The organism is Shinella zoogloeoides, from assembly GCF_022682305.1.
GTDB classification, from domain to species: Bacteria; Pseudomonadota; Alphaproteobacteria; order Rhizobiales; family Rhizobiaceae; genus Shinella; species Shinella zoogloeoides_B.
The window spans coordinates 3723634-3738125 of sequence record NZ_CP093528.1 but is presented as its reverse complement, the minus strand read 5'-3'; the positions used below and the strand labels follow the sequence as shown (position 1 = coordinate 3738125).

General features: G+C 65.9%; 13 protein-coding genes. 8 read left to right on the top strand and 5 right to left on the bottom strand.

The genetic code is table 11. From position 1 onward, the window contains the following. Nucleotides 1-104 precede the first annotated feature (104 nt). Nucleotides 105-1328, top strand: coding sequence for an argininosuccinate synthase (locus tag MOE34_RS18615; RefSeq protein WP_160787136.1), 1224 nt, complete (start codon nt 105-107; stop codon nt 1326-1328). 53 nt (nt 1329-1381) lie between these two features. Here the strand turns inward: MOE34_RS18615 and MOE34_RS18610 are convergent, their stop codons facing one another. After that, complete coding sequence (locus tag MOE34_RS18610; RefSeq protein WP_160787197.1) at nt 1382-2587, bottom strand: multidrug effflux MFS transporter; 1206 nt, start codon at nt 2585-2587, stop codon at nt 1382-1384. Between the two features lie 11 nt (nt 2588-2598). Then, entirely contained in the window at nt 2599-3084 is a 486-nt protein-coding gene (locus MOE34_RS18605) for a MarR family winged helix-turn-helix transcriptional regulator (protein WP_170299540.1), read from the bottom strand. A gap of 165 nt (nt 3085-3249) precedes the next feature. On the opposite strand from MOE34_RS18605, the gene MOE34_RS18600 reads away from it, so the two are divergent. Next, entirely contained in the window at nt 3250-3891 is a 642-nt protein-coding gene (locus MOE34_RS18600) for a LysE family translocator (protein WP_160787135.1), read from the top strand. Nucleotides 3892-3991: 100 nt separating this feature from the next. Here the strand turns inward: MOE34_RS18600 and MOE34_RS18595 are convergent, their stop codons facing one another. After that, nucleotides 3992-5380, bottom strand: coding sequence for a sensor histidine kinase (locus tag MOE34_RS18595; RefSeq protein ID WP_160787134.1), 1389 nt, complete (start codon nt 5378-5380; stop codon nt 3992-3994). Then, nucleotides 5377-6051 carry a response regulator gene (locus tag MOE34_RS18590; RefSeq protein WP_160787133.1) on the bottom strand — a complete coding sequence of 225 codons (675 nt, stop codon included), beginning with the start codon at nt 6049-6051 and terminating at the stop codon, nt 5377-5379. Before MOE34_RS18590 ends, MOE34_RS18595 begins: the two co-directional genes overlap by 4 nt. Nucleotides 6052-6128: 77 nt before the next feature. On the opposite strand from MOE34_RS18590, the gene MOE34_RS18585 reads away from it, so the two are divergent. The 5 genes from MOE34_RS18585 (at nt 6129) to MOE34_RS18565 (ending at nt 10695) form a co-directional block, all read left to right on the top strand. Continuing rightward, nucleotides 6129-7196: an ABC transporter substrate-binding protein gene (locus MOE34_RS18585; protein ID WP_242218957.1), complete on the top strand. Its 1068-nt coding sequence runs from the start codon at nt 6129-6131 to the stop codon at nt 7194-7196. Nucleotides 7197-7420: 224 nt separating this feature from the next. Further along, nucleotides 7421-8365, top strand: a complete 945-nt coding sequence (locus tag MOE34_RS18580) for a Bug family tripartite tricarboxylate transporter substrate binding protein (protein ID WP_160787131.1) — start codon at nt 7421-7423, stop codon at nt 8363-8365. Further along, on the top strand, nt 8362-8850 hold the full coding sequence (locus MOE34_RS18575; protein WP_160787130.1) for a tripartite tricarboxylate transporter TctB family protein: 489 nt from the start codon (nt 8362-8364) through the stop codon (nt 8848-8850). The genes MOE34_RS18580 and MOE34_RS18575 overlap by 4 nt, the downstream gene beginning before the upstream one ends. Before the next feature lie 9 nt (nt 8851-8859). Beyond that, on the top strand, nt 8860-10377 hold the full coding sequence (locus MOE34_RS18570) for a tripartite tricarboxylate transporter permease (protein ID WP_160787129.1): 1518 nt from the start codon (nt 8860-8862) through the stop codon (nt 10375-10377). Between the two features lie 153 nt (nt 10378-10530). After that, nucleotides 10531-10695 carry a hypothetical protein gene (locus MOE34_RS18565; protein ID WP_024270181.1) on the top strand — a complete coding sequence of 55 codons (165 nt, stop codon included), beginning with the start codon at nt 10531-10533 and terminating at the stop codon, nt 10693-10695. Nucleotides 10696-10802: 107 nt separating this feature from the next. On the opposite strand, the gene MOE34_RS18560 is transcribed toward MOE34_RS18565, so the two are convergent. Beyond that, nucleotides 10803-11921: a DUF475 domain-containing protein gene (locus MOE34_RS18560; RefSeq protein WP_160787128.1), complete on the bottom strand. Its 1119-nt coding sequence runs from the start codon at nt 11919-11921 to the stop codon at nt 10803-10805. Between the two features lie 378 nt (nt 11922-12299). Between MOE34_RS18560 and MOE34_RS18555 the strand changes: the two genes are divergently transcribed. After that, nucleotides 12300-14360 (top strand): M3 family metallopeptidase, encoded by a 2061-nt coding sequence (locus MOE34_RS18555; RefSeq protein WP_160787127.1) that lies wholly within the window; start codon nt 12300-12302, stop codon nt 14358-14360. The last annotated feature ends 132 nt before the right edge of the window (nt 14361-14492 follow it).

The window sequence follows — 14492 nt, the reverse complement described above, 5'->3', positions numbered from 1 at the left end:
GTCGGGCTGCGCCCTTGCGTCACGCGCCAATCTCGCTAAAAGTGCCCGCGACACCGGGCTTTCGCGGGTTTGCTGCGGCCCTTCATGCAACGGACCTCATCATCATGGCATCACATAAAGACGTGAAGAAAGTCGTGCTCGCCTATTCCGGCGGCCTCGATACCTCGATCATCCTGAAGTGGCTTCAGACGGAACTCGGCGCGGAAGTCGTGACCTTCACGGCTGACCTCGGCCAGGGCGAAGAACTGGAGCCGGCGCGCAAGAAGGCCGAGATGCTCGGCATCAAGGAAATCTTCATCGAGGACGTGCGCGAGGAATTCGTGCGCGATTTCGTCTTCCCGATGTTCCGCGCCAATGCGGTCTATGAAGGCGTCTACCTGCTCGGCACCTCCATCGCTCGCCCGCTGATCTCCAAGCATCTCATCGAGATCGCCGCCAAGACCGGCGCCGACGCCATCGCGCATGGCGCGACCGGCAAGGGCAACGACCAGGTCCGCTTCGAGCTTTCGGCCTATGCGCTGAACCCCGATATCAAGATCATCGCCCCGTGGCGCGACTGGTCGTTCAAGAGCCGCACGCACCTGCTCGAATTCGCCGAGCAGCACCAGATTCCGGTCGCCAAGGACAAGAAGGGCGAAGCGCCGTTCTCGGTCGACGCCAACCTTCTGCACTCTTCCTCCGAGGGCAAGGTGCTGGAAGACCCGGCCGTCGAAGCCCCCGAATACGTGCATATGCGTACCATCTCGCCGGAAAGCGCGCCGGACAAGGCGACCGTCATCAAGGTCGGCTTCGAGCGCGGCGACGCCGTCTCGATAAACGGCGTGCGCATGTCGCCGGCGACCCTGCTTGCGGCGCTCAACAATTACGGCCGAGACAACGGCATCGGCCGTCTCGACCTCGTGGAAAACCGCTTCGTCGGCATGAAGTCGCGCGGCGTCTACGAGACGCCCGGCGGCACGATCCTGCTTGCCGCGCACCGCGCCATCGAGAGCATCACGCTCGACCGCGGCGCGGCCCATCTGAAGGACGAGCTGATGCCGCGCTATGCGGAGCTGATCTATTACGGCTTCTGGTTCTCGCCGGAGCGCGAGATGCTGCAGGCGCTGATCGACCGCAGCCAGGAGCATGTCGAGGGTGAAGTGACGCTGAAGCTCTACAAGGGCAATGTCATGGTGACCGGCCGCGAATCGCCGAAGTCGCTCTATTCCGACAAGCTGGTCACCTTCGAGGACGACCAGGGCGCCTACGACCAGAAGGACGCCGCCGGCTTCATCAAGCTGAACGCGCTGCGCCTGCGCACGCTCGCCGCCCGCAACAAGCGCGGCTGAGCGGCTCTGCCCGAATGAAAAGGCCCGCTGCCGGCAACGGCGGCGGGCTTTTCTTATTCCGCCGGTTCCGTCGCAAGCCGGGCGTCGCGGCCGCAGACCGCGCGATACCAGAGGTAGGAGAGGATCGCCATCAGGCCCATCGAGGGAATGATGGTGCCGAAGGCGAAGAGGGGCAGGCCGATGGCGGCGGCGATCAGGCCGGCGAGGAAGCCCGACCCCATCTGGACGAAGCCCATGGCTGCCGATGCCGAGCCGGCGATATGCGGGAAGGGTTCCATGGCGGCGGTCATCATGTAGGGCATCACGAAGGCGATGCCGAAGGCATAGAGGCCGACCGGACCCATGACGCTGAGGAAGGTCGGAGTTTCCAGAAGGTGCGAGGCGCAGGCGATCAGCACGCTGGCGATGCCGATGAAGGTGAGGCCGGGAACGACGATGCGGGCGGGCGTCATCCTGCGCATCAGGAGGCGCACGACGACCGTTCCGGCGAAGAAGAAGCCGGATTGCATGAGCATGCCGACGCCGAACTGGGTGGGCGTCAGGCCGACGCGGTCGATCAGCACGAAGGGCAGCATGGTCGCCTGGCCGTAGAGTGCGCCGACCGCGCCGGCCATGACGAGCGTGGCGGAGACGAAACGGCTGCTGGTCGCAAGATCGCGGTAGCCACGCAGGATCGGGCCGATGCGGCCCTTGGCGGGGTCGGGGGTCGTCGTCTCGGCCATGCAGAAATAAACCGCGCCGCAGGCGGCAAGCGCAAAACCCACCATCAGGAAGAAGATCGACTGCCAGCCGAACAGGCCGAGGGCGAAGCCGCCGAGCGTGGGCGAGACGGCCGGGCCGATGGCGAGCATCATGCCCACCATGTTCATGATGCGGGCGGCTTCGGTGCCGGTGAACTGGTCGCGCACGATGGCGCGCGAGACCGTCATGCCGACGGAGGCGCCGATGCCCTGCACGAGACGGCCGGCCAGCAGCGCGCCGACGCTGGGGGCGAAGGCGGCCATGAGGCTGCCGGCGAGGTAGACGGTCATGAAGATCAGCGTCGTCTTGCGCCGGCCGAGCACGTCCGACATGGTGCCGGAGACGAGTTGTGAGAGGGCGAAGCCCGCGAAATAGAAGGAAAGGGTCAGCTTGATCGCCGATTCCGTGGAGGAGAAGGCATGCACCAGCTCCGGCATGGCGGGCGTGTAGAGCGCCATGGAAACGGGGCCGAGCGCCACGAGGAAGGCGCTGATGATGCTCGTGCGGCGCTCGCTCATGCGCGCCCGCGTCACCGGCCGGTCTCCCTTGCCAGCGTCAGGGCGGTGCTGTCCTCCTCCAGCGCGGAGAGATTGGCGCGCAGGCGTTTCAGTCGCTCGCCCATCAGGTCCAGCTCCGCCTCGCCGATGCCGCTTGTCACATGCTGCATCAGCTCCATCTGCTCGACGCGGATGCTTGCGATCAGCGCGTTGGCGGCGGGCGTGGTGAAGATCAGCTTGGCGCGCCGATCCGCCGGATCCGCGCGGCGCTCGATGAAGCCGAGGCTCTGGAGGCGATCCAGATAGGTGGAGAGCGTCATCGGCTCGATACCCATGCGCTGGGCGATCTCGAGCTGGCGGCTGCCCTCCAGTGTGGCGATGCGCACGAGGGCGCGTGCTTCGCCCGGCGTGAGGCCGAGGCCGGCGGTGGCGATGCGGCGCTCGAAGGCGCTACGCAGCATGCGGGCAACGTCGATGAGGACGAAACCGAGGGCGTCGGGATCGGGGCGTGAGATCATGATTGCTTTCTGGCTATTGTAAGCAGAGCTTACTATGCACTCCCGGAATGGACAACTGGCGAGCTAGGGGAACAGCGCATGGCTGCCCTGCGAAAGGCCGGGCACACCCCCTTGACGAAGCAGGGCCGAACGGCTGGAATGCCTTGAGAATCAAGGGGATTTCCGATGACCGGTTCGATGCTATTCGGCGCCTTCATGGCTGCTCTGCTCTATGTGCTTATCCCCGGCCCGGCCTTTCTCGCCTTGCTCGGCATCGGCGCCGGCCAGGGGCGCAAGGCGGGGGCCCTGTTCATGGGCGGGCACCTTGCGGGCGACCTCGTCTGGTCGAGCCTCGCCCTTGTCGCCATCGTCGGCGCCAAGACGATCGGTACCATGGTCTTCGATGTGCTCGGCCTCTTCTGCGGCTTCTATCTGGCCTGGATCGGCTGGTCGGCGCTGCGCGCGAAGGCCCGGCAGGACGGCGCGGCCGTGATGACGGTGGAGCGGCCGCTGAGACGCGGGCTGATCTTCGGCCTGACCAACCCGAAGGGTTATCCGGTGGCGCTCGCCACCTTCACGGCCCTGCTCGCCAGTTCCTCCAATGCGCTCGATTTCGATGCCTTGCCGGCGCTGCTTGGCGTGTCGTTCCTCGGCTTCCTCGTCGCGGATGTCATCCTGATCGCCATTATCGGCGCGCGCATGGTGCGCACCTTCTACCGGCGGCACGAGCTGGCGATCGTGCGCATGTCCGGCCTGCTCTTCATGGGCTTTGCCGTGCAGGCCGTCTGGCACGCGGCGCCCGGCCTTCTCGGCTGGCGGAAGCCCTAGAGCGCTTTCGCTTTTCTTCGAATCGCGAAAACGCTCTTTCTCTCTTCGTTTTTTCGTATTTCCGAACGCAAAACCGCTACGCACTTTTGCTGGATATACTCTAAGCGGCGGCGGGAAAGCGGATCGCCACACGAAGCCCGCGCCCGCCCGGACCGTCCTCCAGCGTCATCGCCGCATCGAAGAGGGCGGCGATCTCCTCCACGATGGGCAGGCCCAGCCCCATGCCCGGCGCATCGCGATGCTCGCCGCGCGAGAAGCGCTGGCGCACGAGGTTCCGCCGCTCGGGGGCGATGCCCGGGCCGTTGTCCTCGACGGTCAGCAGCGCGCCGTCGGCGGTGGCGCGCACGCTCACCGTCACCTCCGCGCCGGGACCGGCATAGGCGATGGCGTTTTCCATGAGATTGCGCAGGAGTTCGCCGAAAAGCAGCGGTTCGGCGCGGGCCGGAACCGGGCCGTCGCCCTCATAGCCGAGGTCGATGCCGGCATCCGCCGCGGCGGGCACGCGGTCGGCGGTAAGCTGCTGGGCGAGGGAGGCGATGTCGATGGGCGCGGGTTTCTGCGGCTCGTTGGAACCGGCGGCGTCGATCTTCGCCATCAACAGAAGCTGGGCGAGGATGCGTTCGGCATGGGCGACGGCGGCGTCGCCCTTCTGCGCGGCCTCCTGCGCCTCTTCCAGCGTGCCGGCGCGGCTGGCGAGCGCAAGTTGCGTGCGGATGATGGCGAGCGGCGTGCGGAGCTGGTGGCTGGCATTGCCGGAGAAGTGGCGCAGCGCGTCGAGCGCCGATTGCAGGCGCACCATGAAGGAATTGACGGTATCGACGAGGCCCTGCACCTCGCTCGGCACGCGCTGCTCGATGGGATGCAGGTCGTTGGGGTTGCGCTCGGCGATGGCGTCGCTGAGGCGATAGAGCGGGCGCAGCGAGACGGTGACGGCGATCCAGACGATGATGGCGGCGCCCGCGATCATCATGGCGAGACGCAGCGCCGAGCGCAGGAGGATCGTCTGGGTGAGCTGGCGGCGGGCGATGGTGGTTTCGGCCACCGTCACGGCGAAAGGCACGGAGTTGATGCCCGTCGAGGCCGAGCGTTGCAGCACGGCGATGCGGATCGGCTCGCCGCGGAAGGTCGCATCCGCAAAGCCGATGGACCGGCCCTCCGTGGCCGCGATGGTCGGCAGGGTCTGGTAGCCGGTGATGAAGCGGCCGGGCGGGCCGTCGACGCGGTAGAAGACGCGGTCCTGCGCCGCCGAGGTCAGCATTTCCAGCGCGACATAGGGGATGTCCACCTCCAGCGTGCCGTTCTCCGTCACCACGACACGCTCGGCGATGGCGAGCGCCGAGCCGGCGAGCACGCGGTCGGAGACGGTGTTCGCCGTCTTGACCGCCTCGTTATAGGTATCGACGAGGGCGACGGTGCCGATCACCGCCGTCGAGACGAGCAGCCAGAGAAGGAGGCGGCGGCGCAGCGAGGAGGTGGGGAAGAGGGTCAAGCCGCGCTCGCCTTGTCGAGATAATAGCCGATGCCGCGGGCCGTGCGCACGGTCAGGCCATGCGGGGCAAGGCGCTTTCTTAGCCGGCTCACATATTGCTCGATGGCGTTGGCGGAAAGGTCGTCGTCGAAGGCGGCGAGCGACTGCATGATCGCCTCCTTGGCGACCACCTTGCCGGCGCGCATGAAGAGGATTTCGAGGAGGCCGAGTTCGCGGGCGGGAATGTCGAGCGGCGCGCCCTCGGCCGAGAAGGTGCGCGAATTGAGGTCGAGCGCGACGCCGCCAAAGGTGATGGCGGCGGAACGCAGGCCCGCCTGCCGGCGCAGCAGCATGCGCACGCGCGCCTCGAATTCGGAAATGTCGAAGGGCTTGATCATATAGTCGTCGGCGCCGAGATCGAGGCCGCGCACCCGCTCCTCCGGCGCGCCGCGCGCCGTCAGGATCAGCACTGAAGCCTTGCTGGAGCGCGCGCGCATGGCGCGCAGCACGTCGAGACCGTCCATTTCCGGCAGCGTCAGGTCGAGGATGACGAGGTCGAAATTTTCAGACGCGATGGCGGCGTCGGCGGAGGCGCCGTCGCGCACCACGTCCACCGCATGGCCGGTGCCCTTGAGGATGGCGGACAGGCCATCCGCCAGGGCTTCGTTGTCCTCGACCAGTAGAATGCGCACGTTTTCGTCCTCCCTTCGCGAGCTTAACGGCGGGCGGCGGACTTGTGAACCTGCGCGCGCTTTGGCAAGGTCGCGCCATGCGCCTTGTCCTCATCCTTCTTGCGATCCTCGCCGCCGCCTTTCCCGCGCTCGCCGAGCCGACCTTTTTTGCGGCGCGCGACGGCAATGCGGACGCGCCGGTGCTCGTCGTCTATTCCTCGCTGGACGAGCCGCTCGCCCGGCCGATGATCCGGGGCTTTGAGGAAGCCAATCCGGATGTCGCCGTGCGCTACGACGAGATGCTGACGGGGGAATTGCACGACCGCATCGTGCGCGAGACGGATGCGGGCGGGAAGACGGCGGATTTCGCCTTCTCCTCGGCGATGGACCTGCAGGTCAAGCTCAGCAACGACGGCTATGCCCAGCGCAGCGATCTGCCGATGAGCGACCGCTGGCCGGGCTGGGCCAACTGGCGCAACACGGCCTATGCGCTGACCTTCGAGCCGGCGGTCTTCGTCTATCACAAGCCGAGCTTCAAGGGCCGCAAGCCGCCGGCCTCGCGCGCGGAATTCCTCGCCTATCTCAAGGAGCAGGGCGAGAAGGTCTATGGCCGCATCGGCACCTACGATATCGAGCGCTCGGGCGTCGGCTTCCTCTTCATGGCGCGCGACCAGGAGCAGTTCGGCGATATCTGGACGGTGATCCAGGCGATGGGCGCGGCCGGGGTCAAGCTCTATTCGACCAGTTCGGCCATTCTGGAGCGCGTGGCGGATGGCCGCTTCGTGCTCGGCTACAACATTCTCGGCTCCTATGCCGCGGACTGGGCCTCGCGCCATCCCGATGTCGGCATCGTGCTGCCGAAGGATTATACGGTCGTCATGTCGCGCATCGGCCTCGTGCCGCAGGCGGCGGCCTCGCCGGAACTCGGGCGGCGCTACCTCTCCTTCTTCATGTCGAAGGAGGGGCAGGAAATCCTGTCGCGCGAATTGCAGATCGCCGCCGTCAGCCCCGAAGTCTCCGGCTCCAACACGGCGCGCACGATGAGCGCGCTGCTCGGCGCGCAGTTGAAGCCGGTGCCCGTCAGCCCCGGCCTGATGGTCTATCTCGACCAGGTCAAGCGCGCGCGGTTGATCGCCCGCTGGAACGAGGTCCTGCGCACGCAATAGGCATCCGGCGCGCCAAGGCCGGGCCTTGCGCCGCCATGTCAGGTAGATGTCAGCTTCCTGTGTTGCTTTAGGCTTCTTCATCGTCCGTGGAGGCGGACGGAAGACCGGGAGGAGAATTCTGCAGCAATCGCGCCCGCGAATCCGTTCGCGCCGGCGATGGCCGCCATCCTCCCGTCACAAGCAACGATGCGCGCAAAAAGCCGCGCCTGACGGAGGACATACCTTTGAAACACTTCTTCCTGGCATCGATCATCGCCGGCGCTCTCGCGCTTCCGGCCTTCGCCGCCGATTATTCGATCATGGCGCCGGCCGGTCCGGGCGGCGGCTGGGACCAGACGGCCCGCTCGCTGCAGACGGTTCTTCAGGATGAGAAGATTTCCGGCGCCGTTCAGGTCGTCAATGTTCCGGGCGCCGGCGGCACGATCGGCCTCGCCCAGTTCGCCAGCCAGAACAGCGGCAATCCGAACGCGCTCATCGTCGGCGGCTATGTCATGGTCGGCGCGATCCTCACCAACCAGTCGCCGGTCTCCCTCAAGGACGTGACGCCGATCGCCCGCCTCACCGGCGAATATGAGGCCATCGTCGTCCCGGCCGCCTCGCCGATCCAGAACATGGAAGACCTCGTCAAGGCGCTGAAGGCCGATCCGGGCGCGGTCTCCTGGGCTGGCGGCTCTGCCGGCGGCACGGACCACATCACGGCGGGCCTCATCGCCAAGGCTGCCGGCGTCGATCCGACCAAGATCAACTATGTCGCCTATTCGGGCGGCGGCGAGGCGCTGGCCGCGATCCTCGGCAACCAGGTGACGGCCGGCATTTCCGGCTACGGCGAATTCGAAGCCCAGGTGAAGGCCGGCACGCTGCGCCTGATCGCCATCTCCAGCGCCGAGCGTGTCGAAGGCATCGACGCCCCGACCATCAAGGAAGGCGGCCTCGACGTTGTGGTCGAGAACTGGCGCATGGTCGCCGCTGCGCCCGGCCTTTCGGCCGAGCAGGTCGCCGCGGTCAACGCCGATATCGAGAAGGTCGTGAACTCCGCCGCCTGGAAGGATATCCTGACGACCAAGGGCTGGCAGAACACCTACCTTGCCGGCGATGCCTTCAAGGCGCAGCTCGACAAGGATGTCGCCGCCACGGAAAGCATCCTCAAGGACATCGGGCTCGTCAAATGAGCGAGGTCCCGTCCTCTCACGAAAAGCGCCGCCCCGACAGGGCGGCGCTGGTCATCGCGCCGGTGCTCTTCCTGCTTGCCGGCATCATCTGGTGGGATGCCGGCCGCCTTGCGGAAATGAGCAACTATTCCCGCATCGGCCCCGCCACCGTGCCCCATGTGGTCGCCATCGGCCTTGCGCTGCTCGCCGTCTGGACCGCCTTCGAAGCCTGGCGCGGCGATTTCCCCGAGCGCGAGCCGGTCGAAATCCAGCCGGTCGTGATGATCGTCGCCGGCCTTGCCGGGCAGATGCTGCTCCTGAAGACCGCGGGCTTTTCCATCGCCACCGGCGTGCTCTTCGCGCTGACGGCCTTCGGCTTCGGCCGGCGCAAGCTCTGGATCTCGCTGCCCATCGGCATCGGCTTCAGCTTCGTCGTCTACATCATCTTCGGCCGCTTCCTGCAGCTTTCGCTGCCTGCGGGGCCGCTCGAGCACCTGTTCTTCTGAGGGTTGACGATGGGTACTTTCGAATTCCTGCTGCAGGGCATTGCCGTCGCCGCCCAGCCGATGAACCTGCTCTATGCGCTGATCGGCGTCACGCTCGGCACGGCCGTCGGCGTTCTGCCCGGCATCGGCCCGGCGCTGACGGTGGCGCTGCTCCTGCCCGTCACCTACAAGCTCGATCCGGCCGGCTCGCTCATCATGTTCGCCGGCATCTATTACGGCGGCATGTATGGCGGCTCGACGACCTCGATCCTGCTCAACACGCCGGGTGAAAGCGCCTCCGTCGTCACCGCGCTCGAGGGCAACAAGATGGCCCGCGCCGGCCGCGGCGGCCCGGCGCTTGCGACGGCGGCCATCGGCTCCTTCGTCGCCGGCCTCATCGCCACGCTCGGCCTTGCCTTCATCGCGCCCTTCGTCGTCAAGTTCGCGCTTTCCTTCGGCCCGCGCGAATATTTCGCGCTGATGGTGCTCGCCTTCGTGACGGTCTCGGCCGCCTTCGGCGATTCCACGCTGCGCGGCCTTACTGCCCTCTTCGTCGGCCTCGGCCTTGCCGTCATCGGTATCGACCAGCAGACCGGGCAGGCGCGGCTCTCCTTCGGCATTCCCGATCTTCTCGACGGTATCGAGGTGACGACGCTGGCCGTTGCCATGTTCGCCATCGGCGAGACGCTCTACGTCGCCTGTCAGGGCGACCGCATTCCCGACAAGGTGGAGGCGGTCAAGGGTTCGGTCTGGATGAGTGCGCAGGACTGGGCGCGCTCGTGGAAGCCGTGGCTGCGCGGCACCTTCATCGGCTTCCCCATCGGCGCCATGCCGGCGGGCGGCGCGGATATTGCAAGCTTCCTATCCTATTCGACGGAAAAGCAGTTCTCCAAATACAAGGACGAATTCGGCAAGGGCGCCATCGAGGGTGTGGCGGGGCCGGAGGCGGCCAACAATGCGTCGGCCGCCGGCACGCTCGTGCCGCTGCTCTCACTCGGCCTGCCGACGACGGCGACGGCGGCCATCATGCTTGCCGGCTTCCAGCAATACGGTCTCCAGCCGGGGCCGCTGCTCTTTGCGACCAATCCGCAACTCGTCTGGGGCCTCATCGCCAGCCTGCTCATCGCCAATTTCATGCTGCTGGTGCTGAACCTGCCGCTGATCGGCCTCTGGGTGAAGCTGCTGACCATCCCCAAGCCCTGGCTCTATGCCGGCATCCTGCTCTTCGCCACGCTCGGCACCATCGGCGCCAATCCGTCGGTCTTCGAGCTGGGCATGCTGCTCACCTTCGGCCTGCTTGGCTTTGCCATGCGCATCTTCGGCTATCCGATCGCGCCGGTCGTCGTCGGCCTCATCCTCGGGCCTATGGCCGAGCAGCAGTTGCGCCGGGCGCTGGCGATCAGCCAGGGCGACGTGACGGCGCTCTTCATGTCGCCCATCGCCGCCGTGCTCTTCGGCCTCGCCTTCCTCGCCGTCGTGGTGCCGCTCATCCTGCGGGCGCGCGGCAAGGGCGAAGTCCTCTCGCAGTTCGCGGCGAACGAAGACTGAGGTTCTTCTTTGGCGGTTGAAAACAAGGCAGGCCGGAAACCCCGTTTCCGGCCTGCATCCGTTGCATGGCTGGGCTGAGATTCCGTCTCTTGTCCTTCGAGGCCCGCAGCCTCATCTTCCGCTCGTAAGCTAAAACAGAAAGCGAGCAATCCAATGACCACCCTCCGCAACTCCTTCGCCCAGGGCTTCTTCGGCCGGGCCTTCGCCGTACTGAGCGCTGCCAACGCAGCCGCCGCGGCAGTCGAAGGGCACCGCCGCCCGAAGGAACGCGACCTGAGGACGCTCGGCATCAACCCCGCCGACTTCCCGCGCGTCTGACGCGAGACAGAGAATTTCCGAATGAAAAGGCCCGCCGATCGCAAGATCGGCGGGCCTTCTGTCTTTCAGGCTTGAAGGCCGGCCGTCGGAACGGCCGGCCGCAATCGTCAGACCTGTTCGCCGAGCTGGGCGGATACACGGTCGCTTGCACGCGCGCCGGCCGGATGCTCCAGTTCCCGCTCGCGCCTGTTGTAGCGGATCGAGGACCAGAGCGAGATGCCGATCAGCGTCGCGCCGCCAAGGCCGGTGATGACCTCGGGAATATGCACCAGCGTCTGGCAATACATGACCACCGAGAGGATCAGGATCGCGTAGAACGCGCCATGCTCCAGGTAGCGGTATTCGGCCAGCGTGCCCTTCTCCACCAGCATGATCGTCATGGAGCGCACATACATGGCGCCGATGCCGAGGCCGATGGCGATGACGAAGAGGTTCTGCGTCAGCGCGAAGGCGCCGATCACGCCGTCGAAGGAGAAGCTGGCGTCGAGCACTTCAAGATAGATGAAGGCGCCGAGGCCGCCCTTGGCCGCTTCCGACATCGCCTTCTGCGAGGCGTCCAGCAGGCCGCCGACGACTTCCACGGCAAGGAAGGTGAGGAGGCCGTAGACCGCGGCATGCACGAATGTATTGGCGGCTTCGCCTTCCAGCAGGTTCGAGAAGATAAGGATGAGCGCCAGAACGAAGGCGATCTCGATGCCCTTGACGGTCGCCGAGCGCGCCATGTGCTTCTCGATGAAGCCGATCCAGTGCACGTCCTTCTCATGGTTGAAGAAGTAGGTGAGGCCGACCATCATCAGGAACGTGCCGCCGAAGGCCGCGATGGGCAGGTGCGCGTCATTCATGATGCGGGCATATTCTGCCGGCTCGCGGGCTGCGAGGACGAGCGCGTCGATCGGGCCGATGCCGGCGGCGATGACGACGATCAGCAGCGGGAAGACGATGCGCATGCCGAAGACGGCGATGACGATGCCCCAGGTCAGGAACCGGTGCTGCCAGACCGGCGTCATGTCCTTGAGCTTGTTGGCGTTCACGATGGCATTGTCGAAAGAGAGCGAAATCTCCAGCACCGCGAGAACGGCGCAGATGAAGAAGACGGTCGCCATGCCGGAAAGCGTTCCGGTCGTCTGCCAGCCGAGCCAGGCGCCGAGCGCAAGGCCGATGACAGTCGAGATGAGTGCCCATTTGAGGTAGGAGAGGGTGGTCTTGCCTTCGCCGTTGCCGATCATGACAGCGCCTCCATGCTGGAGGAACGGAAGGTGGAATTGCGCATACCACGACGGGCATGCGGGTAAGGCATGGTCAGGATGTTCATGTGCGTATGAATCCGCCGGCTAATTGCTGGCGGTACCGACATCACGAGAGCGCCGTAAAAACTCTCGCCAGAGGGGCCCGGCACCAGGGTTCACCGCGGCAACCGATGTCAAAAGGCCGCGGGTACGGGACTGTTTTCACCGAACTCGTCTTCCGCGTCAAGAGGCAGGGTGCCGCACCCGCCTGAACGCGGCAAGGCGCATCCGGTTCCCAAATTTGTGCCGATGCTCTGTACCAATGGGGCTGTCCGTTCCTATATTCGCTGCACGATGATTTGCCAGAAAGGATGAGCCATGACCGAAACGCGCATCGATCCCGCCCTTGTCGAGTGGACCGGCCCGGGCGGCCTGCCGCGTTTCGATCTCGTGAAGGACGATGCCTTCGCGGCCGGTTTCGATGCGGCGCTGGCCGATCATGAGGCGGAGATCGACGCGATCGCGAACAATCCGGAACCCGCGACCTTCGAGAACACCGTCGTCGCGCTGGAAGTTGCGGGAGATGCGCTTTCGCGCGTTTCGGCGCTGTTCTGGAGCCGCGCCGGGGCCAATACCAACGACACGATCCAGGCGCTGGAACGCGACATCGCGCCAAAGATGTCGCGGCACTATTCGAAGATCGGCACCAATGCCGCGCTCTTCAAGCGCATCGATGCGCTGTGGGAAAGCCGCGCCGGGCTGAACCTCTCGCTGGAGCAGGTGCGCGTGCTGGAGCGGCACTGGAAGGGCTTCGTGAAGTCGGGGGCCAAGCTGGCAAAGCCCGAGCAGGACCGGCTTTCGGCGATCAACGAGCAGCTTGCAGGTCTCGGTGCGAATTTCGGCCAGAACGTGCTTGCCGACGAGAAGAGCTGGGCGCTCTTCCTCGACGAGGGCGAGGCGCTGGAAGGCCTGCCGGATTTCCTGAAGGATGCGATGGCCGCCGCGGCGCGTGAGCGCGGCGAGGACGGGCGCTATGCCGTCACCCTGTCGCGTTCGATCATCGAACCGTTCCTGACCTTCTCCGCCCGCCGGGACCTGCGCGAGCAGGCGTTCCGCGCTTGGGTGGCGCGCGGGGAGAATGCCGGCGAAACGGATAATCGCGGCATCGTCAAGGACACGCTGGCGCTGAGGGCGGAAAAGGCCGGCCTGCTCGGCTATCAGAGTTTTGCCGCGCTGAAGCTCGACAACACCATGGCCAAGACGCCGGAGGCGGTGAACGGGCTTCTCATGCAGGTCTGGGAAAAGGCCGTGGCGCGGGCGCGCGAGGAAGAGGCGGAGCTTGCCGCGCTGGTCGCCGAAGAGGGGCGCAACCACGAGGTCATGCCCTGGGACTGGCGCTACTACGCGGAAAAGCTGCGCGCGAAAAAGTTCAATTTCTCCGAGGCGGAGCTAAAACCCTATCTCCAGCTCGAAAAGATCATCGAAGCCTGCTTCGACGTCGCGGAACGGCTGTTCGGCATCCGCGCCGTCGAGAAGAAGGGCGTGCCGGTCTATCATCCCGATGTGCGAGTCTTCGAAATCCGCGACCGGGATGACAGGCTGGTCGCCATGTTCCTCGGCGATTATTTCGCGCGGTCCTCCAAGCGTTCCGGCGCTTGGATGAGTTCCTACCAGAGCCAGCATCGCCTGCCGCTGCCGAACGGTTCGGTCGGCGAGCTGCCGATCATCTACAATGTCTGCAACTTCGCAAAGCCGGCGGAGGGCAAGCCCGCCCTTCTCTCGCTCGACGACGCGCGCACGCTTTTCCACGAATTCGGCCATGCGCTGCACGGCATGCTCTCTAACGTCACCTATCCCTCCGTCTCGGGCACGGGCGTCTCGCGCGACTTCGTGGAACTGCCCTCGCAGCTCTACGAGCACTGGCTGACGGTGCCGGAAATCCTCACGCGCTATGCGGTGCACTACCGGACCGGCGAGGCGATGCCGCAGGCGCTGCTCGACAAGGTGCTGGCCGCCCGCACCTTCAATTCCGGTTTCGCGACGGTGGAGTTCACCTCCTCGGCGCTGGTCGACATGGCGTTCCACACGCGCGGTCCCGTCGAGGACCCGATGGCGGTGCAGGCGGAAGTGCTCGAGACGATCGGCCTGCCGAAATCCATCGTCATGCGCCACGCGACGCCGCATTTCCAGCATGTCTTCTCGGGCGACGGCTATTCGGCGGGCTACTATTCCTACATGTGGTCGGAAGTGCTCGATGCCGACGCCTTCGCCGCCTTCACGGAGACGGGCGACGCCTTCAACCCGGCCATGGCGGAACGGCTGAAGACCTATATCTACTCCGTCGGCGGTTCGGTGGACCCGGAGGACGCCTACAAGGCGTTCCGCGGCAAGCTGCCCAGCCCGCAGGCGATGCTGGAGAAGAAGGGACTGGCGGCCTGAAAAGGCGCCTCATCGCGGCGCCGTGCGCCGGGCGGGCAACAGAGTTGCGGCCCGCCCCTTTCGCATTTGCGGAAAAACATGTATGAGCGCGGCCATTGAAGACGGCGCCCCCTATCCCGCGCGCCCCGAACC

Bases quoted from the DNA above. Each gene is read 5' to 3' on its own strand.
- MOE34_RS18615 (WP_160787136.1), top strand. From the start codon at position 105: ATGGCATCACATAAAGACGTGAAGAAAGTCGTGCTCGCCTATTCCGGC.
- MOE34_RS18610 (WP_160787197.1), bottom strand. From the start codon at position 2,587: ATGAGCGAGCGCCGCACGAGCATCATCAGCGCCTTCCTCGTGGCGCTC.
- MOE34_RS18605 (WP_170299540.1), bottom strand. From the start codon at position 3,084: ATGATCTCACGCCCCGATCCCGACGCCCTCGGTTTCGTCCTCATCGAC.
- MOE34_RS18600 (WP_160787135.1), top strand. From the start codon at position 3,250: ATGACCGGTTCGATGCTATTCGGCGCCTTCATGGCTGCTCTGCTCTAT.
- MOE34_RS18585 (WP_242218957.1), top strand. From the start codon at position 6,129: ATGCGCCTTGTCCTCATCCTTCTTGCGATCCTCGCCGCCGCCTTTCCC.
- MOE34_RS18575 (WP_160787130.1), top strand. From the start codon at position 8,362: ATGAGCGAGGTCCCGTCCTCTCACGAAAAGCGCCGCCCCGACAGGGCG.
- MOE34_RS18570 (WP_160787129.1), top strand. From the start codon at position 8,860: ATGGGTACTTTCGAATTCCTGCTGCAGGGCATTGCCGTCGCCGCCCAG.
- MOE34_RS18565 (WP_024270181.1), top strand. From the start codon at position 10,531: ATGACCACCCTCCGCAACTCCTTCGCCCAGGGCTTCTTCGGCCGGGCC.
- MOE34_RS18560 (WP_160787128.1), bottom strand. From the start codon at position 11,921: ATGATCGGCAACGGCGAAGGCAAGACCACCCTCTCCTACCTCAAATGG.
- MOE34_RS18555 (WP_160787127.1), top strand. From the start codon at position 12,300: ATGACCGAAACGCGCATCGATCCCGCCCTTGTCGAGTGGACCGGCCCG.